The sequence below is a fragment of the Streptomyces sp. NPDC029836 genome (assembly GCF_055574495.1).
The window spans coordinates 129,759-152,095 of record NZ_JBVHZI010000012.1 but is presented as its reverse complement, the minus strand read 5'-3'; the positions used below and the strand labels follow the sequence as shown (position 1 = coordinate 152,095).

Sequence of the window (22,337 nt, the reverse complement as noted above, 5' to 3'; positions counted from 1 at the left end):
GAACTCGGCGCGACCGTGAGGACGTGGCGGCGGGGAGTGCCTCGTCGGCTGATCCGCGGCACGGAATTTCACGGCGGGCGTGGACGGCGTCCGGCGCGCCGCCGCTCCGCCGAACTCCCGTGCGGTCGGGGACGGTCGGCCCGGGGACAGCCCTCCGGCGGCGGTCCCGAGGGCCGCCGAACGGGCCTCCGGGAGGAGGAAGACCCGGTCCGGGGGGTGGTCGGACCGGGTTACCCGTGCGTAGATTACCGGCGGTAACTCCGATCGCCGACCGAGGAGAGCACGCCGTGCATGCCGAACCGAAGCTGGTGGAGCCCGTCAAGACGACCGTCGCCGGGGTGGTGCGGGAGGTCTCCGTGCCCCCACTCGCGGGGATGCCCCAACGGGGCTCCCTCGGGGACCTACCGTTCGACAACGCCCGCGAGGCCCCCGGCGAGGCCGTCCTCGCCCGCAAGGCCCCCGACGGCACCTGGCACGACGTCACCGCCGACCGGTTCGCGGCCGAGGTCCTCGCCGTCGCCAAGGGGCTCATCGCCGAGGGACTCAGGGCGGGCGACCGGCTGGCCATCATGGCCCGCACCACCTACGAGTGGACCCTGCTGGACTTCGCCGGCTGGGCCGCGGGCCTGGTCACCGTACCGATCTACCCCACCTCCTCCGCCTCGCAGGCGCGGTGGATCCTCCACGACTCCGGCGCCGTCGCCTGCGCCGTCGAGGACACCGCCCAGGCCCGGATCATCAGCGCCGAGCGCGGCAACCTGCCCGGACTGGCGCACCTGTGGGAGTTCGACACGGGCGCGGTGGCCCGCCTCGTCAAGGCCGGGGAGCACCTGCCCGACGCTCTCGTCCACGCGCGCCGGGAGGCCCGTACGCCGGACACCGTCGCCACGCTCGTCTACACCTCCGGCACCACCGGCCGGCCCAAGGGCTGCGTCCTGACCCACGCCAACTTCTTCGCCGAGGTCGACAACGCGGTGGGGCTGCTGCACCCGGTCTTCAAGTCGGTCACCGACGAACCGGCCTCCACCCTGCTGTTCCTGCCGCTCAGCCACGTCTTCGGGCGGATGGTCGCCGTCGGCTGCATGCGGGCCCGGGTCAGACTCGGCCACGCGCCGAGCATCCGCACCGAGGACCTGCTCGCGGACCTGGCGGGCTTCCGGCCGACGTTCCTGCTGGCCATCCCGTACGTCCTGGAGAAGGTCTACAACACCGCCCGCGCCACCGCGGAGCGGATGGGCCGCGCCGCCTCCTTCGACCGGGCCGCCCGGATCGCGCAGAGCTTCGGCGAAACCGTCGAGGGCAAACGCCCCGGCATGGGACTGCGCGCCGCCCACGCCCTGTACGACCCGCTCGTCTACCGGCGCGTCCGGGCCGCCCTCGGCGGACGCGTCCGCTACGTCCTCAGCGGCGGCTCCCCGCTCGGCCGGCGGCTCGCCGCCTTCTACACCGGCGCCGGCGTCGAGGTCTTCGAGGGCTACGGACTGACCGAGACCACGGCCGCCTCCACCGTCACCCCGCCGCTGCGCCCCCGCCTCGGCACCGTCGGCTGGCCGCTGCCCGGCACCTCCGTACGGATCGCCGACGACGGGGAGGTGCTGTTGCGCGGTGCCCACGTCTTCGCCGGCTACTGGAACGTCGCCGCCCAACCGGCGGGCGAGTGGCTCGCCACGGGGGACATCGGCGAACTCGACGCGGACGGCTACCTGACCATCACCGGCCGCAAGAAGGACATGATCATCACCTCCGGCGGGAAGAACGTCGCCCCCGCGCCCCTGGAGGACTGGTTGCGCGCCCATCCGCTCGTCGGCCAGTGCATGGTGATCGGTGACAACCGGCCTTACGTCACCGCCGTCATCACGTTGGAGCCCGACGGGTTGGCGCACTGGCGGCAGATGAACAAGAAGCAGGGCGTGCCGATCCGTGAGCTGGTCACCGACGAGGTCCTCCTCGCCGACCTCCAGCGCGCGGTGGACGAGGCGAACGGGACGGTCTCGCGCGCCGAGTCGATCCGCCGCTTCGCCGTCCTGCCGGGGGACTTCACCGAGGAACGCGGGCACCTGACGCCCTCGCTCAAACTCCGGCGCGGCGCCGTCGCCCGGGACTGGGCCGCCGAGATCGACGCCCTGTACCGGGGCCCGCGGGAGCGGTGAGGGCCGGGGGGCGTCCACGACGGCGGTCATATGATCACGGCGACCCGGTGCGCGGAGATCGACCGCGCGCCCGAGCTTGGGGGGAGCCGTGACCGTGAGCCTGTCCGCAATCGTGCGCGAGGCCGTGCGCAGAGCCGTGCCCGGGGCCTTGCCCACAGCCGTGCCCGGAGCCGTGCCCGGGGCCTTGCCCACAGCCGTGCCCGGAGCCGTGTCCGTGCTGGTGGCGGTCGTCTGCGCGGGTGGCGCGCTGGCCGGGTGCACCGGTGCCGAGCCGACGCCGAAGTCCACCGCGGACGCCGCGCCGACCCCGCCCCCGATCGTCACCCGTACCCCGGCCCCGGCCACGACCCCGCCGCCGGCGGGCACCGAGGAGTTCGGGCCGGTCGTCGCCCGGGAGGGTGACGCCAGCGCCTACGCCCCCGTACGGGGCGCCGACGGCGTGCTGCGGGTACCCGTCTCCCTCACCAACGGGGGCACCGTGCGGGCCTTCTACGAGGTCACCCTGCGGGTGACCGGCCCCGACGGCTACGAGGCCACGGGCAGTCTCAGCACGGACACCGTCGGCGTGTACCCCGGCGCGTCCTGGCCCACCGAGGTCGAGGTGTCGATGCCGGGCCGGGCGGCGCCGGCCGACCCGAAGGTGGAGATCGCCCGGGTCGAGGTGGACCGGCATTAGCCCCTCTCCTCGGATCTTGCCGGTTGAGCCCGTGTCGTCCGGTGCCGTGCATCGCCCTCCGGACGGCCCCGCGCCCCGGCGGGAAGGCCCGCCGGGGCGCGAGGGGTGGCGACGGTCTAGCAATTGCCGCGTGCCGGGCGGCCCGCGAAGCGGTCCGCGAGCCAGTTGCCGGCCGCCAGGGAGTGCGTGATCACACCGCTGACGTGCTCGCCGAGCCAGATCGTGTCGAACTCGACGTTCGCGCCCCGCGCGCACCAGTCCGCACGCAGCCGGCTGCCGACCCCGTACGGGATCAACTCGTCGGCGAGCGCGTGGTACTGGTGCACCGGCGCGGCCGGGGCGGTGCCGCCGAGCCGACTCTGCCCGAGCCGGGCCCGCCAGTCGGGCCGCTCCAGCGGGTTGCGGGTGGTCAGGTCGGAGATCCGCTTGAAGGAGCCGGCGATCGCGTCGATGGCGACGCAGTGCTCCTTCATCCCGGCCACCAGGGCCTTGCCGGCCGGGTTGAGGTAGGAGTCCAGCCGCAGTTCGGGGAAGGCCGCGTCCTGCCCGGCGGCCGCCATGAAGATCAACCCGGAGCCGTAGGAGCCGTCGTTGAAGTCGGCCACCTTGAGCAGGTCCGCCGGGACGCCGCCCGTCGCCGTGCCCTTCACTTTCAGCTCCGGTGCGTACGCACCCTGCAACTCGGCGGCCCACCCGGCGGCCTGACCGCCCTGCGAGTACCCCATGATGCCGACCGGGGTGTCCGGGCCGAGCCCGGCCGCGGGGAGGCGGACCGCGGCGCGGGCGGCGTCGAGGACGGCGTGGCCCGCCGACGGGCCGACGGTGTAGGTGTGCACGCCCGGAGTGCCGAGGCCCTCGTAGTCGGTGACGACCACGGCCCAGCCGCGCAGCGTCAGCTGCTGGATGAGGTTGGCCTCCATGGAGGTGCCGTACGGCAGGTTGTTGCTCGGCGCGCAGGAGTCGCCCATGCCGACCGTGCCGACGGCGTAGGTGACCAGCGGGCGCGGGCCGCTGCGGCCGTCCTGCGGGACGATGACGGTGCCCGAGACGACGTTGGGGGCGCCGTCGGCGGTGGTCGAGCGGTAGTGCACCTTCCACGCCTTGGTGTTCGTGGGCTGACCGGGCAGCGGATGGAAGGCGGAAGGCGCGCTGGAGACGAGGTCACCGGGGGCGCCGGCGGTGGGGGCGGCGGCGGTGTCGGCGCCGGCGGCGGAGGCGGAGGGGATCCAGGCGGACATGGCCATGGCGGCCACGACGGCGAGGGCGGTCCTGCGAAAGCGCATGGGGCGGCTCTCCCAACGGTCCGTACGGGGTGGGTGAGGAGAAGGTAGTGACCGACCGGTCAGGATGTCGCTGACCGCGCAGCTCACCTTTCCTGACCCGGAGGCCCACCACCGTCCGGCGCGCCCTACCCGCCGGACGCGATCCGGTACGCCCCCGGCGTCGTGCCCGTCCAGCGACGGAACGCGCGGTGGAACGCGGTGTCCTCGGAGAACCCCAGCCGGGCGGCGAGTTCCGCGATCGGCTCACCGCTCTCGGCCAGCCCCGCGATCGCCGCGTCCCGCCGCACGTGGTCCTTGAGCTGCTGGAACGACGTCCCCTCCTGCCGGAGCCGGCGGCGCAGCGTCGCGGGGGACACCGCGAGCCGGGCCGCCACCTCCCCGAGCTCCGGCAGCCGCGGGGAGGTCCGCAGCCGCCGCGTCAGGGTCCGGCGCACCTGCTCCGCGACCGTGGTCCCGTACGCGGGGCGCGAGAGCAGGTCGAACGGGGCCCGGCGCAGCATCGCGTCCAGCGCGGCCTCGTCCCGCACCAGGGGCGCGGTCAGCCAGTGCGCCCCGAACACCGCCTCGGTGCGCCCCGCGCCGAAGCGCACCGGGCAGTCGAAGAGCAGCGCGTACTCGTCCGCGTGCGGCGGCGCCGGATAGCTGAAGGACGCCGAGGCCAGCGGGATGCGCCGGCCGATCAGCCAGCTCGCGAGGCGGTGCCAGATGGCGAGCACGCACTCGGTGAGGAACCGTTCCTCGTCCCGCTCGAAGTCGTTGCCGACGGTGAACCGCGCCTCGCCGCCCTCCGCGTCGACGTGCAGCGCCAACTCGGGCCCGCCCGGGAACAGTCCGTAGAAGGCCGCCCCGCGTTCCACGGCCGCCCCCAGGTCCCGGCAACCCAGTGAGGCGTGGCACATCATCGCGAAGGTGCCGGGCCGACTCGGGACCGCCGACAGGCCGAGGAACTCGTCCTGAGTGGCCCGGTACAGCGCCCGGAACAGCCGGGCGAACTGCGCGGACGTGATCAGCGCCCGGTCGTCGCCCAGCAGCAGCGGCGGGATCTGCGCCTCCTGGAGCAACGGCAGCAGGTCGAAGCCGGCGCCGCGCGCCCCGCGAGCACGGCGCGCACGTGGTGCACGGTGACCGTCCGCCTCCCCATGACCTCGACGGTAGCCGCAATGAGCGCTGGGGTCAGTGGGGGTGACGCGTCCGGTCATGCCGGAGCGGGCCCGCCGGTGCCTAGCGTCGAGGGTCACCTACTGCGGGAGGGCACGCGATGGACGGTCGGCCGGACACGCTGGCGGAGTTCACCCGGTGGACCGAGGAGAGGTACGGGCCCGGCACGGCCCTGCGCTTTCGCGCGGGACCGGACGGCTGGACGACCCGGACCTACGCCGAACTGGCCGCCGCGGTAAGGGCGGTCGGGCGCGCGCTGATCGGCCCGGACCTGGCCGTCGCGGCGGGCGAGCGGGTGGCCGTCCTGGCGGAGACCGGGCCGCTGTGGACGTACACGCACTTCGGGGTGCTGGCCGCCGGCGCCGTCCTCGTCCCCGTGTACCCGACGGCGGGGGAGGAGGAGCTGGCGTGGGTGCTGTCCGACTCGGCGGCCGTCGTGGCCGTCTGCGACGACGCCGCCCAAGCGGCCCGGGTGGAGGCCCTGCGGTCGAAACTGCCCGCGCTGCGGGCCGTCGTACGGATGGACGCCCTGGCCGGTCGGGCCGCCGCCCCCGCGGCGCGCCTGCGGGAGCGGGCCGCCGCGGTGGGCCCCGACGACGACGCCTCGATCGTCTACACCTCGGGCACCACGGGCCCGCCCAAGGGCTGTCGGCTCACCCACGGCAACTTCGGGGCGGTGCAGGACGGCACGCTGCCCCTGGTCCGGGGCGGGCCGGGGGACTCCACGTACCTCTACCTGCCGCTGGCGCACCTGCTGGCGCAGCTGATCCAGTTCACGACGCTGCTGGAGGGCGGCGAGCTCTGCTACTTCGGCGGCCGGGTCGAGGACGTCGTCGCCGAGCTGGCCGAAGCCCGGCCCACCCACCTGCCGTCCGTGCCGCGGCTGTTCGAGAAGGTCCACGCGGTGGTCCTGGCGCTGGCCGAGGGACAGGAGGGCGGCCGGGAGCGCTTCGCGGAGGCCGTCCGGCTGGGGGTGCTCGCCCGCGAGGGCCGGCTCCCCGAGGAGGCGCGGGCCGCCCACGCGGCCGCCGAGGAATCGCTGTACTCCCCGGTCCGGGCGGTCTTCGGCGGTCGCCTGACATGGGCGCTGACCGGCGGCGCCCCCATCGCCCCCGACACGCTGGACTTCCTGCGCGCCTGCGGGATCAGGGTCTTCGAGGGCTACGGGATGACCGAGTCCGGCGGGGTGATCAGCCTCAACCACCCGGACGCCGTCCGGTACGGCACGGTCGGCCGACCCATCGCGGGCTGCGAGGTCCGGATCGCCGCGGACGGGGAGATCCTCGCCCGCGGCCCGATGGTCTTCCCCGGCTACCACGCGAACGCCGCCGCCACCGCGGAGACCGTCGACGCCGACGGCTGGTTGCACACCGGCGACCTCGGCGAACTCGACGCCGACGGATTCCTGTCGGTCACCGGCCGCAAGAAGGAACTCATCATCACCTCGGCGGGCAAGAACATCACCCCGACCGAGGTGGAGTTCGCCGTCAGGGCCGCCTCCCGGTACGTCTCCCGGGCCGTCCTGATCGGCGACCGGCGACCCCACCCGGTGGCCCTGATCACCCTGGACGCCGAGGAGATCGCCGGCTGGGCGGCCCGCCGCTCCCTCGACCCCGGGCCCCGCCCGGGCGCCCACCCGGAGGTCCGCGCCCTGGTCGCGGAGGCCGTCGCCACCGCCAACGCCACCGTCTCCCGCCCGGCCCGCATCCGCGCCTTCCACGTCCTCGACGCGGACTTCTCCGTCGAGGACGGCACCCTCACCCCGACCCTCAAACTGCGCCGCGGCGCGGTCGCCGAGCGGTACGCGGCGCAGATCGAGGCGCTGTACGGGCAGTGAGGTCCGGCTCGCCGGCGCCCGGCCGAGGCGCGCGTCGCAGGGGACCGGTACGACCCGACCCGGGCCCCGGCCAGGTCAAGCACTGGAGGGCGAAGAGTTCGAGGTCGGGGAGGCCGCCGGCGAAGGAGACCACCCCGGGGCGTTCGGTCAGCGCCGGGATCTCGCGTACGCATGAGAAGGAGTGGGCGGCACCTACTCGTTCACCAGGTGAACGCTCCCCGCCCCCTCGCCAACTGATGCCCCATCAGCTACACCGGAGCCATGACAACGGACGAGCGAGCAACAGACCGGGACGACGCGCCGACCCCGGGCGCCGGCGACACCCGGGGCCAGGACACCCGGGCCGAGGACTACGCCGCGCTCGCGGCCGTCGGCCCGTACGGCGTCCGCCCGGGCCACGCGCTGATCACCATGGTGGAACCGCACCCGGGCCACGAGTTCGCGTACAACCGCTGGTACGAGGACGACCACTACTACGCCGGCGCGATGGCCATGCCCTGGATGTACGCGGGCCGCCGCTGGGTGGCCACCCGCGAGCTCCAGGAGCTGCGCTACCCGGAGAAGTCGGCGGTGGTCCAGCCCGTGACGGCCGGGTGCTACATATCGACGTACTGGGTGACCCAGGGCCGCTACGACGAGCACATGAAGTGGACCGTCGGCATCAACAAGCGGCTGAACCGCGACGGCCGCGTCTACCGCGACCGCACCCACGTCTTCACGGCCTTCCAGGACCACGCGGCCACCGTCTACCGCGACGGCGCCGCCGGCCCCCGGGACTTCCACGCCCTCGACCACCCGTACGCCGGGCTGGTGGTCCAGGTCGTCGACGCCGAGGGGCCCGAACAGCGGGCGGAGCTGCTGGAGTGGCTGCGCTCCCGGGCCCTGCCGAAGAGACTGAACGGTTCTCCGGCGGCGATGGTGACCGTCTTCCGGCCGACGCCACTGCCCGGCGACCGGATGACCTACGTCAAGCAGGTCGAGGGGGTCGACACCCGACTGACCCTGCTGTGGTTCCTGGAGGCCGACCCGCGGGCCTGCTGGGAGCACTTCCGCGGGCTGGACGCGGAAGTCGCGGGATCGGGGCTGGGACGGGTGGAGCTGGTGGCGCCGTTCATCCCCACCGTGCCGGGGACGGACCGGTACGTCGACGAACTCCGGTAGGGGCTCGCGTCGACGTTCCGTTTGGCGTTCCGTTCGGGCTTACGTTCGGGGTTCCGTTCGGCGTTCCGGGTGGAGCTCCGAACGGCCGGTCCGGCGGGCGGGGTGCCGCCCGGAACCGGTTTCCGGTCGCCGCGCCCCGGGTGCGGGCACGGCCGAGCCCCCTCGGCCAGGACGGCGGGCCGGTCGAGAGGGCTCCAGTCAGTGGTGCGCTTACAACGGTCGAGGTGGACGGCGTGATGTTCAGACGAGGCGCCCCGACCGGCCCTCGGTGACGTCGGTGACGAAGGAGGTCCAGGAACCCGGGGCGAAGGTGAGGGACGGGCCGTCCTGCACCTTCGAGTCACGGACCGAGATGGACGCGACGACGGGGGACTTGACCTCGACGCAGGCGCCGTTTCCGCCGGAGTAAGAGGACTTGGTCCAGTTTTCCGTGGCGCCCTGACGAATAGCCATGTTTCTCTCCGGTTCAGCGAGTAGTTCCGGTTCGCGCCGGCCGAATTCTCCGACCGACGTGATCGACGCTACCCGCACCTCCCGATGGGTGAAGGAGGCATTCACTCGACCGGGTGGCATATTCCATTCAGGCCTTCTGTGGCTGGGGATGGACGGTGTACCGTACCCGGCCCTCCGTCATCCCCCGTCGCTTTCGCCACCCCGGCACCACCCGTTACCCGGCTTTGACCGCGTAGTGCTCGATGATCTCGCCGATGAACTGCCTGGTCTGCTCGACGTTGAGCGCCTGGGCGCGCAGGTGCTCGTACATCACGCTGTACTTCTGGACGTCGTTGGCCTTCTCCAGGTACAGGTCGCTCGTCACGCCCTCGATGTAGACCACCGTCGAGTCCGAGGCGTCGGGGAACTCCAGGATCGCGTACTGGCCGTTGACACCGGGGTGCGCGCCCATCGAGAAGGGCATCACCTGCACCGTGATGTACGGCTGCTCGGACTGCTCTATCAAGTACTCCAACTGCCGCACCATCAACTGCGGATCGCCCACGTGCCGGCGCAGCGCGGCCTCGTCGATGACCGCCCACAACCGCAGCGGACCGACCTCCGGATTGTTGTTGTCCGTCTCCGAGAGCCGCTTCTGACGGTGCATCCGGACCTGGACGCGCTTCTCCACGTCGGCCGGCGCCGTCTCCGGCAGCGCGCCCCGGATCAGGGCCTGCGCGTACTCGGGCGTCTGGAGCAGCCCGGGGACCATCTGAGGCTCGTAGGTGCGCAGGCTGGCCGCGTCCGTCTCCAGACCGATGTAGACGCTGTACGGGATGTCTCCGAAGGCGTGCCACCAGCCCTGTTGGCGCGAGTCCTTCGCCATCTGCATCAGCGAGTCCACGAGGCGCGGGTCCTCGACCTCGTACACCTCGCACAGGTCGCGGACGTCGCGCTGGCTGATGGACCTGCGGCCGTTCTCCAGTCGGCTGATCTTCGACTGGGAGACGAGGAGGCGCTCGGCGACCTGTTCGGCCGTCATGCCCTTGTCCTCGCGGAGCTTGCGCAACTCCATGCCCAGTCGGCGGCGTCGGACGGTGGGATTGACATTGGACGCCACGGGTCGGCCCCTCTCTCTGTGTGTCTGCTGTTCAGCAGACTGCCACCGAAGGGCGCGACGCCGCTGGGGAACGGCAGGGAAATGCGAACGCGCGGGGTGGCGGAGCCGGTGGTCCGGCCCCGCCGCCCCGCGCGCAGGCGACCTGCGGACCGGGTCTTTGGGGGACTTCCGGTCGAGGTGCCGACGAAGCGGTGGAACGGTGGAACGGTGGTGCGCAGTGGGCCCCGCGGCGGTGTACCAGGGGTGTCGCGGGCCCCACGGGGGTCGTGCCTGCTGCTGCGGTCCTGCTCCGCCCGCAGGCGGTGCTGCTCCGTCCGCTAGTGCGCGGCCACGCGGGCCATCGCACCCGTCCGGCGCGGCTGCAGCGGTACGCCGCCGCTCGCCGTGGGCCGGGCGGCCGGCGGAGCCGGTGCGCGGTCACGGCGCGGCTGGGCGGCCACGCCGTTCTGGACGTCCATCACGGCGTGCGCCACGAGACCGCCCATGGGGTCGTGCCGGATCAGGTCCCGCAGTCGGGACCTGGACGACCGCCCCTCGTTGCCTGGGTACAGGTGCTTGCCGAGTCCGACCGCGTGGGCCAGAGCGGCGAGCGCCGCGGTCCGCGGGTCCGGCGGTACACCGGTGCGGATCGCACTGTCCAGCCGGGCACGGATCTCCCGGCTGATCGCCGTGTCGGTCGCCTGGTAGCGAGTCGTCGGCAGCACCCCGCACATCTGACCGGCGACGGCATGGACCATGCCGCAACGCTCCAGATGGGCGAGGTAGATCTGGCGGAGCCCCAGCCGGGGTCCGCCGATCCAGTGGACGGCCCGTACCGGGCTGCCGCGCCTGCGCAGCAGTTCCAGTGCGGAGTCCAGTGTCGGATCTCCTGTCGGCCGTGGCATCACCACGGCGATACGATCCCCGTCAGGGGCTATCCGTCCTGCCAGAGCCAGCTCCACTAGCTGTGCCCCGGCCAGGCCGAGGTCGAGCGACTGCGGCTGCGCCGTGGTTCCCGTGGTCGGGTCCAAGGCGAGCAGCAGGAGCTCCTCCGGAATTGTTCTGCGGCTCTTGCCCATCCATGCCTCCCCGCGTGGATGAGTGACAGGGTGACGCCTCTCACATTCATCTGTCGAGAGCGCGTGGCCGCTTTGTGGGGGAACCCGCAGCTATGTCGTTCTCGTCTCGCGCGGGGGCGATGCCCCCTAGACGGGACACTGTTAGACGGTTCGGACAGCGACCGGACGGCGATCGAGGAGGAACGGTGGCGGGCGAGTCCCCCGACAAGTCGGTAGATGAAGGAGCGTCGGGGGCGGCGGAGTCCTCGTCCGCGGAGCGGGATCCGAGGATGTCGGTGTTCCAGCCGCGCGACCCGCTGAAGGAGGCCGTGGCGGCCTGGGTGGCGACGGCCGGGCCGACCGCGTCGGCCGGCGGCGCGGACGCGGACGCGCGCGCCGAGGCGGGTGTCGGGGCGGACGCCGAGTCGGGCTCGGGCTCCGGTGGAGACGCCGGCGCGGGCGCCGACGAGACGCAGGCGCTCGAGGCGGTTGCCGACGCCGAGCCGTCCTCCGGTCGGGTGGACTCCCCGGCCGGGCCTTCGAAGCTCGCGGGCCTCGTACGGCAGTCCCCGCCCGCCTCGGCGTCTGCGGACGCGGCGGCGGATGCGGCGGCGGACGCGGCGGCGACGGACCGGGAGCCGGGTTCCGCTTCGGCGGATGGGGCGGGTGCGGCGGATGCCGGTACCGACACGCCCGGCGTGACGGCGTTCGGAGTGGCCAGGTCCGGTTCCGTTTCGAAGTCCGGTACGGATTCCGCTTCGGGTGCCGGCGCTGCTTCCGGTACGGGTTCCGCGGGCGCCGGCGACGGTACGCGGGAGCGGGCCGGGGACTCGGCGCGGGATCCGCGTGCCGCGGACGAGCCCGCGACCACGGCCTTCGGTGCGGTGAAGTCCGGCCCCGCCCGAGAGGGTGGGCGGGCCGACGAGAGCGAGCGCACCGCCGTGTTCCGGGTGCCGAAGGTGGACGCCGCCTCGACTGCCGGGTCGCCCGCCGCGGACCAGCCCGAGGTGACCGCTTTCGGGGTGGTCAAGTCCGGTTCCGCTTCCGACGCCGCCCGGGACGGCGCGGCGAAGCCCGCGCACGATGCCCGGACGACGGCGTTCGGGGTGATCAGGCCCGAGGAGAACCCGAAGGACACCCCCCGCGCCGAACCCGGTGCGGAGCCGAGGCCGCAGGGCGGCTCGCAGCCCGGGCCGGACGCCGAGCGGCGGCCGCAGGGCGGCTCGCAGGCCGAGTCCGGTAGGGAGCAGAAGTTGCAGGGCGGCTCGCAGACCGCGCCTGGTGCCGAGCAGAAGTCGCAGGGTGGCTCGCGGCCCGGGCCGGATGCCGAGCGGCGGCCGCAGGGCGGCTCGCAGGCCGAGTCCGGTAGGGAGCAGAAGTTGCAGGGCGGCTCGCAGCCCGGGCCTGGTGCCGAGCAGACGTCGCAGGGTGGCTCGCGGCCGGAGCCGGACGCCGAGCCGAGGCCGCAGGCCGTGCCCGGCACCGAGCGGCGGCCGCAGGGCGGCTCGCGGCCCGAGCCGGATGCCGAGCAGAAGTCGCAGGGTGGCTCGCGGCCCGAGCCGGACGCCGGGCAGCAGCCGCAGGCAGGCTCGCGGCCCGCGCCCGGCGCCGGGCCGGACGCCGCTTCGGCTGGGGCCGGCGGTGAGCGGACCGCCGTCTTCCGGACGGTGAAGCCGGGGTCGGCGCCCGCCGCCCCGCCCGCCCCCGACAAGTCCGCCCGGAGCGCTGCTCCGGCCGAGGACGCGCAGGACACCCCGGGGGCCGAGGCCACCGACGCCCCCCGGCGCGGCGGTCCCGACAGCGAGCGGACGGCCGTCTTCCGCGCGGTGAAGGCGGACTCCGCGCCGCCCGCCCCGGCGAAGACCCCGCCTGGGGCCCCCGACAGCGAGCGGACGGCCGTCTTCCGTACGGTGCGGCCCGACGCGGCGCCTCCCGCCCCCGGGAAGACCCCGCCGGCCGCGCCCGACAGCGAGCGCACGGCGGTCTTCCGCGCCGTGAAGCCGGACTCGGCGCCCCCCGCCGGCCCGCGCGGCCCCGGCGCGGCCACGGCCGGGCCGAAGAAGCCCGCCGCGGACGCCGCCGACCCCACGAGCGCCGCAGCAGCCAAGGACGGCCCCACCGTCGGCAAGGCGGCCCCGAGCCCCACCGCGGGCAAGGGTCCGGGCGGCGGCAAGGACAGCCGGGACGGCGACGGCGCCGGCTCCGACAGCGAGCGCACCGCCGTCTTCCGCGCCGTTAAGCCGGGCGGCGCTCCGCCGGCTCCCGCCGGGGAGGCCGCCAAGGCCGCGGGGGAGCGTGCGTCCAGCACCTTCGTCCCGCTGCGCGGTGACCTCCCGGCCCCGCCGAAGCCGACCCGGGTGGCCGGATCCCCGGCCCCGCCGAAGCCCGCGCCGGCGTACCCGACCGGACCCAAGCCGTCGACCCCTTCGACCCCGTCGACCGCCGCCTCGGCCGCCGCCGCGGCGGCGAGCGGGCTCGACTCCAGCGAGCGGACCACGCAGCAGCCGCTGCCGCCCAGGCCGCCGCTCGACATGCTGGCGGACCTGACGAACAACCCGCCCCCGCCGCCGAGCCCGCTGCGCACCGCCGTCCGGCGGTTCAAGATCTACGCCCCGATCGTGCTGCTGCTGGCCGTCGTGCTCGCCGTCGTGCAGCTGGTGCGCCCGCTGCCCGCGCCGACGCTCGCGATGACCGAGAAGGCCTCGTACACCTTCCCCGGCGGGAAGCCCGACCTGCCCTGGCCCACCGAGGGGCAGGCCTCCATGGCCGCCGCCGGCCTCGGCACGATCGGGTCCTCCGGCGAGCAGAAACCGGTGCCGATCGCGAGCGTCACCAAGTCGATGACGGCGTACATCATCCTGCGCGACCACCCCTTCAAGAAGGGTGAGAAGGGCGCGATGATCGACATCGACAAGACCGCCGAGACCGAGGGCCAGAAGGACAAGTCGGACAACGAGTCGACCCTCAACACGGTCAAGGAGGGCGACAAGATCTCGGAGTACGACGCCATCGCGGCCCTCATGATCCCGTCGGCCAACAACATCGCGCGGCTGCTCGCGCGCTGGGACGCCGGTTCCCAGGAGGCGTTCGTCAAGAAGATGAACGACACCGCCAAGGAACTCGGCATGACCAACACCACGTACACGGACCCCTCGGGTCTGGACGCGACCACGGTCAGCACCGCCGAGGACCAGGTCAAGCTGGGCCTGAAGATCGTCGAGATGGATGCGCTGGTGGACATCACCCGCAAGCCGGCCTGGGTCGACCCGTACGGCAAGACCTGGTCGAACTGGAACCGCCTGGTCCCGCTCAACGACTCCCTCGGCATCAAGACCGGTACGACGACCAAGGCCGGCGGAAACCTGCTGTTCGCCGCCCAGAAGAAGGTCGGCGGCACCAACCAGCTGATCGTCGGCGCGGTCCTCGGACAGCACAAGCCGCCGATCATCGACAGCGTCATCGCGGCGAGCCGCACGCTGCTCATCGCCACCCAGAAGTCCCTCGAAGGCGCGGTCGTCGTCAAGAAGGGCGCCGTCGTCGGGTACGTCGACGACGGCCTCGGCGGCCGGACCCCGGTCGTCGCCACGGCCGACGTCCAGGCCGTCGGCTGGTCCTCGCTGACCGTGGACGTCAAGCTGGGCGACGGCGGTACGAAGCTCCCCGCGACGGCCAAGGCCGGCACGGAGGTCGGCGTGCTGACCATCGGCGACGGAGCCAGCCAGGTGAAGGTGCCCGTGGCGCTGAAGACCGAGCTGGCCGAGCCGGGCATCGGCAGCAAGCTCGTCCGCGTCGGCTGACCGCAGCCGCGCCGGACCGGCGCCCCGGGCAACCCCGGGGCGCCGCGGCGCGTCCAGGTAACCGGGACGGCACCCACGTGCGCGTGTCGGGGAGAGAGCGTCATCGGTGACCACCGCTGAGCAGCACCAGAAGTCCGGACAGCCCCGGCCCGCCGGGCCGTCGGGCCGGTCCGACGCGCCCCCGGGCGGTTCGGGCGCGTCCGGCGGGTCGGCGCCCGGCCCCTCCGGCGCGGGGGAGCAGCCGGCGGCGCCGGCCGGCCCCGACGGCATAGCGGCGCGTGCGCTCGCCGGTGCGCACCGGCACCCGGTGGCCGTCGCCACCGCGCTCGCCGCCGTGCTGCACGTCGTCTGGTTCTTCACCTTCGCCAACAGCGGCGGCGACCTGGCCGCGCAGGACGCGTGGGCCGAGTTCGTCGGCCGACATCCCGACACCGCGTACAACCTGGCCTGGTACGGGGGCATGCACCCGGTCTCGTACAGCGTCGTGTCCCCGTACGTCATGCACATGATCGGCGTCCGGACCACGATGATGATCGCCGGGACCTGCTCGGCAGGGCTCCTCGCGCTGGTCCTCACCCGCTGCCGGAACACCGTCCGGCGCCCCCTGTGGCCGGCCCTGGCCGGGGTCTACGGGCTGCTGTGCAACGCGCTCTCCGGCCGGGTCACCTTCGGCCTCGGCGTGCTGTTCGCGCTCGGGGCCGTCGCCGCCGTCTTCTGCTGGCCCCGCAAGTGGGCCCACCGGCGCTGGGCGAAGGCCGCCGTCGCCGCCCCGCTCGCCGCACTGGCCACCGCCGCCAGTCCGGTCGCCGGCCTGTTCCTCGGGGTGGTCGCCGCCGCGCTGTTCCTGAGCGGCCGGCGGCCGGGCGCGTACGCCCTCGGGCTGGCGCCGGTGGCCGTCGTCGGGCTGTCCGCGTGGCTGTTCCCGTTCTCGGGGACGCAGCCGATGAAGATCGGCTCGGCCTGGCTGCCCTTCGTGTTCGGCCTGGCCATCGTCTTCCTCGTGCCCAAGCGGTGGAAGACGGTCCGGATCGCCTCCGCCGTCTACGCCCTCGGGGTGTTCCTGACCTGGGCGATCGACTCCCAGGTCGGTTCGAACGTCACCCGGCTGGTCATGCTCTTCGGCGGCGCGGTGCTCCTGGCCGCCGTCCCGTACGCCGCCCCGCGCTCCCGGCGCCGACGCGCGCTGCTGCTCGCCTTCGCCGGCCTCACCGTCTGGATCACCACCAACAGCGTCACCGACATCGTCCGCACCACACCGGTGGCCGCCTGGAACCGCGAGCTGGCCCCGCTGATCGCCCAGCTCCAGAAGGCCGGCGCCGACCGCGGTCGGGTCGAGGTGGTCCCGGCCAGCAGCCATCGCGAATCCTCGGCGTTCCCCGCGTACGTCAACCTCGCGCGCGGCTGGAACCGCCAGGCCGACCTCGAACGCAACCCGCTCTTCTACGACGACACCCTCACCGCCGAGACCTACCGGACCTGGCTGGACCGCTGGGCCGTGCACTACGTCGTCCTGCCCGCCGACAAACCCGACTCGGGCGGCGAGGACGAGGCGAAGCTCCTGCGCAAGGGCCTCCCGTACCTGCGCGAGGTGTGGGGCGACGCGAACTGGAAACTGTTCCAGGTCCAGGACCCGGGCAGTCTGGTGGCCGGCCCCGCGAAGGTCGTCCGGGCGGGCGCGGACCAGATGGTCATCGACGTCGAACGGCCCGGCCGGGTCCTGGTCCGCATCCCGCACTCGCCGTGGCTCGGCCTGGTCGACGCCACCGGCAAGCCGGTCCTGCCCCCGCAGGAAACCTTCGCCTCCCGCGCCCGCGGCGCCTCCGCGGCGCCGAAGGAGTACGCGAACACCGCCGGCTGCCTCTTCAAGGCGGCCCCGGACGACGCCGGCGACGTATGGACGGAACTGCTGGTCCCGGCCCCCGGCCAGTACCGGGTGTCGGCGAAGTACCAGATCCCGCGCGGCACACCCTGCCCCGAGCCACTGATCCAGGCCGGCCTCGGCACCCCGGAACCGGTACAGCCCTGAGCCCTCGTTCTTGCGGCAGCGGCTGCAAGCGATTTCTTTACGCGCGCTTCCGGGTGCATTGGTCCGCATATCTGCATACGATCCGAGTAGTCCGATTGGGTGCTTCCCGAGGGAGTTGACGACGGGATGAGCAAAGAGCACAAGCATGACGTCCAAGCGGCACGGGCAAGGATGACGGAGCAGCTCCCACTGCCCCCCACGCCCGCCGGGCACGGCTTCGACGGTCCGATCCGGAGCAAGGTGAAGGGCGGGGCCCACACCAAGGCCGCCGCCCTCAAGCGCGCCGGCACTCCCCAGGGCGACCGCATAGGCGAACGCAGCAGAGGCCTCAGCTGACCCGCCCGCCGAGGACGGCGACCCCTCCCGACCCGCAGGACCTTCTCGCACCGCCCGCCCCGCGAACGCCGAAGACCCCCCAGCCGACCGGCTGGGGGGTCTTCGCGTGGTGCCCCCGGCAGGATTCGAACCTGCGACACCCGCTTTAGGAGAGCGGTGCTCTATCCCCTGAGCTACGAAGGCATCGTGCGCGGTGCGGAGCCAGGGCCGCGCACCGGCGCCAGTGTAGCGGGTGGGGGCCACCGGTCGCTGTCGGATTCGGGGGGAAGTGATCTTGGGGGAGTGCGGCGGGCCTGCGGGGGGCGCACCGGGTGTGCCGACGGCGGTTGCGCGGGGCCGTCGCGCGGTGCGGCGGCGAGGCGGTCGGGCGGTGGTGCGCGCGGCGGTCGGAACGTGCCGTGCCGGGGCGGGCGGTGTGTGGATGCGGGTTCGGCGGCGGGGTGAGTGGGTGGTCGCGGTGGGCGGGGTGCGGGCGGGGAGGGACGGGGCGGGCTCCGTGGGTCTCGTACGGGGGAAAGGGGGCGGTGACCGGGCGTCAAGATCGGCTTTCTGGTAGTTCTTTCAGCGGGGTACGGGTCGCAGGCCCGGGGGCGGCGTTTCGGCGATGCCGCAGGGAGGACGCACATGGGCACCACCACTCGGGACGAGGTCCTCGCGGTCGAACAGCGGGCCGTGGACCACGCGTACGACTGCTACGCGGCGCGACTGGCCGAGATGAGCGGCACGTCGGCGGCCAACGCCTCGGCGAGCGGCAAGGACGGGATCGCCAACCGGATGGAGGCGGAGGCGCGGGCCGCCGCGTACGGGGGACTCGGCGACGAGGCGCTCGTCTTCGCCCGGGTCGACGCGCCGGACGAACCCGGGACCGAGCCGCGCCCCTGGTACATCGGGCGGCGAGGCGTGCGGGACGCGTCGAACGAGCCGGTGGTCCTGCTGTGGACGAGCCCGTTGGCGAAGAGGTGGGCGGAGTTACGGGCCGAGGAACCGGGGGAAGTGACGCTGCGGCGCCAACTGCGCTGCGTGCGGCGCGTGGTCGACAACTACTTCGACGACATCGTGGTCGGAGCGGCCGTCACCGAACCCACGACCACGACCCCGACCACAGCCCCGACCCCGACCGCGACCGGCCCCGAACCCGTTCCGGTCGCCCACCCCTCGCCCCCGCCCGTCCCGGAACCCCGCACGGCCCCCGGCGACCGCACGGCCCCCGACGACCGCACGGCCCCCGACGACCGCACCGCCCCTGGGCAGCCGCCCCCCACCCCCGGCGACCTCGTCCGGCGGCAGCGGCGCAAGGCGCTCCAGCCGGACGACTTCCTGCTGCGCGAGCTCCAGCGCTCGCGCGGCGGCCGGATGCGGGACATCGTCGAGACCATCCGCCGCGACCAGATGGACCTGGTCACCGGCGCTCCCTCGGACATCCTCGTCGTGCAGGGCGGTCCGGGTACGGGCAAGTCCGCCGTCGGGCTCCACCGCGTGACCTGGCTCGTCAACAACGAGCACTTCAAGGCGCAGGACATCCTGGTGATCGGTCCCCACCAGCGGTTCCTCGACTACGTCGGCCAGGTCCTGCCCACGCTCGGCACCCGGGACGTCAACGCCGTCCAGCTGAGCCGGTTGTGGGACGGCGAGATCCTCGGCGCCGACTCCCCGCGGGCCCGGATCGTGAAGTCCGACGAGCGCATGGCTGCCGTGCTGCGGCGCCGCGTCGAGCACGACTACCGGCCCGAGGTGCTCGACGACCTCGTCGTCGCGCCCTCCTTCGAGGGCGACGAGCCCGCGGTCGTCGTCACCGCCGGCAGTACGACCCTGCGCGTACCGCGCTCCGAGGTCCGCGCCCTCCTGGACCGGGCGCACCAGGGCGACGGCCCCTACCGGGAGCGCCGTGACCGCTTCCGCGGCCTGCTCGTCGACCGTCTCCTCCAGGAGCTCTCCGGCATCGCGCCGCGTCGCGGGCAGGCCGGGACGATCCGCCGCGACCTGGAGCGCAACCGCAGGGTCGAGCGGCTCATCGAACGCGTCTGGCCGTCCCCGGGTGCCCGGGAGGCGCTGCGCGGCCTCTACGACTCGCCCGAACTGCTGCGCGCGTGCGCCGACGGCATCCTCGACGAGGGCGAACAGGCGGCCCTGCTGCGCGCCCGCGCCGCCAGCGCCGAGGACGATCCGTGGACCCTCGACGACCACGTCTGCCTCGAAGAGCTCAGGGTCCTCATCAGCGGGGAGGTGCCGAGGCGTTACGGACACATCGTCGCCGACGAGGCGCAGGACCTCACGCCCATGCAGGCCCGCGCCCTGCGGCGACGCTGCGCCGTCAACGGATCCATGACCGTCCTGGGCGACCTCGCGCAGGCGACGGGACCCCACGTCCCGGACGGCTGGGACCGGCTGGGCACGCTCCTGTCCGACGACGGTGACTGGCGGGTCGCGGAGCTCAACACCAGCTACCGCGTGCCCGCCGAGATCATGGAGTTCGTCGCCCCTCTCGCCCGGGCGATCGCGCCGACGCTGCCCTACCCGCGGGCCGTGCGCGAGGCCGGCGAGGACGCCGTGCGGACGGTGGCCACGGAGCCGTGGAAGCTCCTCGACGACACCGTCGCGCAGGTCAGCCGCCTCGTGGGGACCAGTGACGGGAACACCCCGCGCTCGGTGGCCGTCATCGTCCCCGACGACTCGCACTGGCTGGACGCGATCAGTGACCGGGTCGACGGGCCCGAGGACATCGGCCCCCGGAACCGCGGCGCCGTCTCCGTCCTGGCCGCCGCTCAGGCCAAGGGCATGGAGTACGACCACGTCCTGGTCATCGAGCCCGCCACCATCGCCGACCGAGGTCCGGCGGGCCTGCGGCAGCTGTACGTGGCCCTCACCCGCAGCACCCAGAGCCTGACCATCCTGCACACGGCCCCGCTGCCGACCGTACTGGCGGACTCCGGGACCGCGGCGCCCACGGCCGCCGCGGAGCCGGATGCCGAGGCTACGGCCCCCGAGCGACTTCCCCGGATCGGATCCGATCTGCGGGTCGAGGTCGTGGACATGGCTCCCGGCGGGCGCTTCAAGGTCAAACCCGTCTCCCCGGGGGTCGGCCGTCCGCTCGTTCTCGCCGTCCGCCACGGATCGGTTCCGCCGCGCCGCGGCGAGAAGCTGGACTGTTGGGTGTTCGCGAACGAGTCGAACCAGACGGTCCTCACCTCCGACCAGCGGGGCCGGTCGCCCGTCTCCCCGCGGATGGCGGGACGCTACATCGCGGCCCTGGACGTGCTGGGCGAGCTGACCGGCGGCGACGGGGACGTGCCCGATGCCCGGGGCCGGCTCTCCGAGTTGCAGGGCATGGCCAACCGCGTCCTGCGGCGTGACCAGGCCGACTGGGTCGACGTGCTCCACCTGTTCGGCTCGCCGGACAGGGAGAAGCTGGGCGTCCTGCGCGACCTCGCCGCGACGGCCAACCGCGCCTTGAAGGAGGGCACCTTGGACGCGGCCCGCCTCGGGGAAGCCCTGGCGGTCTCGGGCTGGACGCAGACGCTGACCGAGGCCCGACGCACGCTCCGGGACCGGTTCGCCGCCGGCCATGAGGGGGCGGCCCCCGACCCCCCGGACCCCGACGCCCCGGACCCCGACGCCGCAAACCCCGACGCCCCGGCCCCCGACGCCGCAAACCCCGGCGCCCCGGCCCCCGGCGCCGCAAACCCCGGCGCCCCGGCCCCCGGCGCCGCAAACCCCGACGCCCCGGACCCCGGCCCCCCGCACCAGCCCGAGCCGAAGGACGAAGAGCAGATGACCCTCGCGGACAGCACGACCGCGCCGGCCCCGGCCCAAGCCACAGCCACAGCCCCGGCCCCGGCCCCGGCCACGGCCACGAAGGATGGCTTCCTGCGCGCGCTGGAGGCGTCGGCCGCCGCCGACCGGACGTGCACGAGGCACGAGGCGGTCCGCCACGCCCTGAAGTCGTCCCTGTTCTGGGCCGACCTCCAGCCCACCGACTCGCCCGTCGTCGACGTCAGTTGCGTCACCCCGCACGGCTTGTTCCTCTACGAGGCGCTGGGCTCGGGACTGGCCGGCTACGCGGACCTCCGCTCGGGAGCGACCCGCCTGCTGGAGATCAACCACACCCTGCCCACCCGGGCCGACGGCCTCTACCTGGTCCTGTCCGAGCCGCCCGCCGAGGAGTGGTCGGCGGACACCGTCCGCGACGTCTTCGACGTCCACGTCATCTGGCGGAGCCCCGAAGGCTGGGGCGGCCGGGACACGGACATCGCGTTCGGCTCCGCGCGGCCGTGACCGGGACGACCGTCAGAAGCGGAGGGACGCGACGACCGGTAGGTGGTCGCTCGCGGTCGCCGGGAGGGTCCGGGCGGAGACCGGGGTGAGGCCCCGTACGAGGATCTGGTCGATCCGGGCCACCGGGAAACGGGCCGGCCAGCTGAAGCCGAGGCCGACGCCCGCCTCCTCCTGCGCGGAACGGAAGCGGGACGTCAACGGGGCCAGGGCGGCGTCCGCGGTGGTGCCGTTGAGGTCGCCGAGCAGGAGCGTACGGCCGGCGGCGCCGGCGGGGTCCGCGCGCAGGGCGGCGTCCAGGTTGCGGGCGGCCGCGTTGCGGCGCTCGGTGACGAAGCCGCCGGGGCGCAGCCGGACGGAGGCCAGGTGGGCGACGTACACCCTGACGGGCCCCCTCGGGGTGTCGGCGGTGGCGCGCAGGGCCCGGGTCCACGGCATGATCGGGACGGCCTCGGCGTCGCGCAGCGGGAACGTGCTCCAAAGCCCCACCGTGCCCTCCACCACGTGGTACGGGTGGGTCGCGGCCAGCTCCCGCTCGTAGGTCCGGGTCGCGGGCCAGGTCAGTTCCTCCAGCGCGATCAGCTGCGCGCCGGACGCGACGACGGCCCGGGCGGCGCCGGCCGGGTCGGGGTTCGCGTCGTCCACGTTGTGGGTGACGACGGTCAGCTCGGCGGGGCCGCCGGTGCCCCGGTCGGTCAGCAGGGCCGGACCGTGCAGCCCCGTCCACGTCAGCGCGGGCAGCAGGACGGCGATCAGGGCCGTGCGCGAGCGGCGCAGCAGGGCGCCGACGAGCAGCGGTAGGACCAGCAGGCCGGTCCAGGGGAGGAAGGTCTGGACGAGGCTGCCGAGGTTGCCGGCGGCGGGGCCGTTCGGGATCCAGCGGTTCAGCGACACGGCCAGGGCGGTGAGCACGCAGCATCCGGCGATGACCCGGCCGCGGCCGGCTACGGTCCACCGACCCGCGGGTGGGGGCGGGAGCGGGGGTGGTGCGGGTGTCGCGTTCATGCCCTGGAGGACGCCGGGAACCGGCCGGGGGTTCGGCCGCGCCCCGCCGC

General features: G+C 74.0%; 13 protein-coding genes, 1 tRNA gene and 1 pseudogene. 8 read left to right on the top strand and 7 right to left on the bottom strand.

Annotated elements, in window-relative coordinates; translation table 11 throughout:
- Positions 1-287 precede the first annotated feature (287 nt).
- Together ACZ4XJ_RS29270 and ACZ4XJ_RS29265 are read left to right on the top strand one after the other, a co-directional pair.
- Positions 288-2,150: an AMP-dependent synthetase/ligase gene (locus tag ACZ4XJ_RS29270; protein ID WP_362879907.1), complete on the top strand. Its 1,863-nt coding sequence runs from the start codon at positions 288-290 to the stop codon at positions 2,148-2,150.
- 94 nt (positions 2,151-2,244) lie between these two features.
- The gene (locus ACZ4XJ_RS29265; RefSeq protein WP_362879909.1) at positions 2,245-2,826 is read left to right on the top strand and encodes a hypothetical protein; all 582 of its coding nucleotides are present in this window, start codon (positions 2,245-2,247) and stop codon (positions 2,824-2,826) included.
- A 116-nt stretch (positions 2,827-2,942) separates the two neighbouring features.
- Here the strand turns inward: ACZ4XJ_RS29265 and ACZ4XJ_RS29260 are convergent, their stop codons facing one another.
- Together ACZ4XJ_RS29260 and ACZ4XJ_RS29255 are read right to left on the bottom strand one after the other, a co-directional pair.
- Positions 2,943-4,109 carry a lipase family protein gene (locus ACZ4XJ_RS29260; RefSeq protein WP_362879910.1) on the bottom strand — a complete coding sequence of 389 codons (1,167 nt, stop codon included), beginning with the start codon at positions 4,107-4,109 and terminating at the stop codon, positions 2,943-2,945.
- 125 nt (positions 4,110-4,234) lie between these two features.
- Positions 4,235-5,250: pseudogene (locus ACZ4XJ_RS29255) on the bottom strand (AraC family transcriptional regulator).
- A gap of 117 nt (positions 5,251-5,367) precedes the next feature.
- Here ACZ4XJ_RS29255 and ACZ4XJ_RS29250 point away from each other — a divergent pair.
- Positions 5,368-7,104, top strand: a complete 1,737-nt coding sequence (locus ACZ4XJ_RS29250; protein ID WP_468497950.1) for an AMP-dependent synthetase/ligase — start codon at positions 5,368-5,370, stop codon at positions 7,102-7,104.
- A gap of 261 nt (positions 7,105-7,365) precedes the next feature.
- Positions 7,366-8,265 (top strand): hypothetical protein, encoded by a 900-nt coding sequence (locus tag ACZ4XJ_RS29245; protein ID WP_468497949.1) that lies wholly within the window; start codon positions 7,366-7,368, stop codon positions 8,263-8,265.
- Between the two features lie 240 nt (positions 8,266-8,505).
- Here ACZ4XJ_RS29245 and ACZ4XJ_RS29240 read toward each other — a convergent pair whose 3' ends face one another.
- From ACZ4XJ_RS29240 to ACZ4XJ_RS29230, 3 genes are all read right to left on the bottom strand, one after another.
- Entirely contained in the window at positions 8,506-8,718 is a 213-nt protein-coding gene (locus tag ACZ4XJ_RS29240) for a DUF397 domain-containing protein (RefSeq protein ID WP_383996146.1), read from the bottom strand.
- A 214-nt stretch (positions 8,719-8,932) separates the two neighbouring features.
- The gene (locus ACZ4XJ_RS29235; RefSeq protein WP_362879917.1) at positions 8,933-9,817 is read right to left on the bottom strand and encodes a helix-turn-helix domain-containing protein; all 885 of its coding nucleotides are present in this window, start codon (positions 9,815-9,817) and stop codon (positions 8,933-8,935) included.
- Between the two features lie 317 nt (positions 9,818-10,134).
- The gene (locus ACZ4XJ_RS29230; protein WP_362879919.1) at positions 10,135-10,875 is read right to left on the bottom strand and encodes a GOLPH3/VPS74 family protein; all 741 of its coding nucleotides are present in this window, start codon (positions 10,873-10,875) and stop codon (positions 10,135-10,137) included.
- A gap of 269 nt (positions 10,876-11,144) precedes the next feature.
- On the opposite strand from ACZ4XJ_RS29230, the gene ACZ4XJ_RS29225 reads away from it, so the two are divergent.
- The 3 genes from ACZ4XJ_RS29225 (at position 11,145) to ACZ4XJ_RS29215 (ending at position 17,013) form a co-directional block, all read left to right on the top strand.
- The gene (locus ACZ4XJ_RS29225; protein WP_468497948.1) at positions 11,145-14,651 is read left to right on the top strand and encodes a D-alanyl-D-alanine carboxypeptidase; all 3,507 of its coding nucleotides are present in this window, start codon (positions 11,145-11,147) and stop codon (positions 14,649-14,651) included.
- A 106-nt stretch (positions 14,652-14,757) separates the two neighbouring features.
- Entirely contained in the window at positions 14,758-16,677 is a 1,920-nt protein-coding gene (locus ACZ4XJ_RS29220) for an MFS transporter (protein ID WP_362879922.1), read from the top strand.
- A 126-nt stretch (positions 16,678-16,803) separates the two neighbouring features.
- The gene (locus tag ACZ4XJ_RS29215; protein WP_468497947.1) at positions 16,804-17,013 is read left to right on the top strand and encodes a hypothetical protein; all 210 of its coding nucleotides are present in this window, start codon (positions 16,804-16,806) and stop codon (positions 17,011-17,013) included.
- A 107-nt stretch (positions 17,014-17,120) separates the two neighbouring features.
- Here ACZ4XJ_RS29215 and ACZ4XJ_RS29210 read toward each other — a convergent pair.
- Positions 17,121-17,196: transfer RNA gene (locus ACZ4XJ_RS29210), tRNA-Arg, on the bottom strand.
- 441 nt (positions 17,197-17,637) lie between these two features.
- Between ACZ4XJ_RS29210 and ACZ4XJ_RS29205 the strand changes: the two genes are divergently transcribed.
- The gene (locus ACZ4XJ_RS29205) at positions 17,638-21,285 is read left to right on the top strand and encodes a HelD family protein (protein ID WP_468497946.1); all 3,648 of its coding nucleotides are present in this window, start codon (positions 17,638-17,640) and stop codon (positions 21,283-21,285) included.
- Positions 21,286-21,297: 12 nt separating this feature from the next.
- On the opposite strand, the gene ACZ4XJ_RS29200 is transcribed toward ACZ4XJ_RS29205, so the two are convergent.
- Entirely contained in the window at positions 21,298-22,287 is a 990-nt protein-coding gene (locus ACZ4XJ_RS29200) for an endonuclease/exonuclease/phosphatase family protein (RefSeq protein WP_468497945.1), read from the bottom strand.
- Positions 22,288-22,337 lie beyond the last annotated feature (50 nt).

Bases quoted from the DNA above. Each gene is read 5' to 3' on its own strand.
- ACZ4XJ_RS29230 (WP_362879919.1), bottom strand. From the start codon at position 10,875: ATGGGCAAGAGCCGCAGAACAATTCCGGAGGAGCTCCTGCTGCTCGCC.
- ACZ4XJ_RS29205 (WP_468497946.1), top strand. From the start codon at position 17,638: ATGGGCACCACCACTCGGGACGAGGTCCTCGCGGTCGAACAGCGGGCC.
- ACZ4XJ_RS29215 (WP_468497947.1), top strand. From the start codon at position 16,804: ATGAGCAAAGAGCACAAGCATGACGTCCAAGCGGCACGGGCAAGGATG.
- ACZ4XJ_RS29240 (WP_383996146.1), bottom strand. From the start codon at position 8,718: ATGGCTATTCGTCAGGGCGCCACGGAAAACTGGACCAAGTCCTCTTAC.
- ACZ4XJ_RS29245 (WP_468497949.1), top strand. From the start codon at position 7,366: ATGACAACGGACGAGCGAGCAACAGACCGGGACGACGCGCCGACCCCG.
- ACZ4XJ_RS29260 (WP_362879910.1), bottom strand. From the start codon at position 4,109: ATGCGCTTTCGCAGGACCGCCCTCGCCGTCGTGGCCGCCATGGCCATG.
- ACZ4XJ_RS29250 (WP_468497950.1), top strand. From the start codon at position 5,368: ATGGACGGTCGGCCGGACACGCTGGCGGAGTTCACCCGGTGGACCGAG.
- ACZ4XJ_RS29225 (WP_468497948.1), top strand. From the start codon at position 11,145: ATGTCGGTGTTCCAGCCGCGCGACCCGCTGAAGGAGGCCGTGGCGGCC.
- ACZ4XJ_RS29200 (WP_468497945.1), bottom strand. From the start codon at position 22,287: ATGAACGCGACACCCGCACCACCCCCGCTCCCGCCCCCACCCGCGGGT.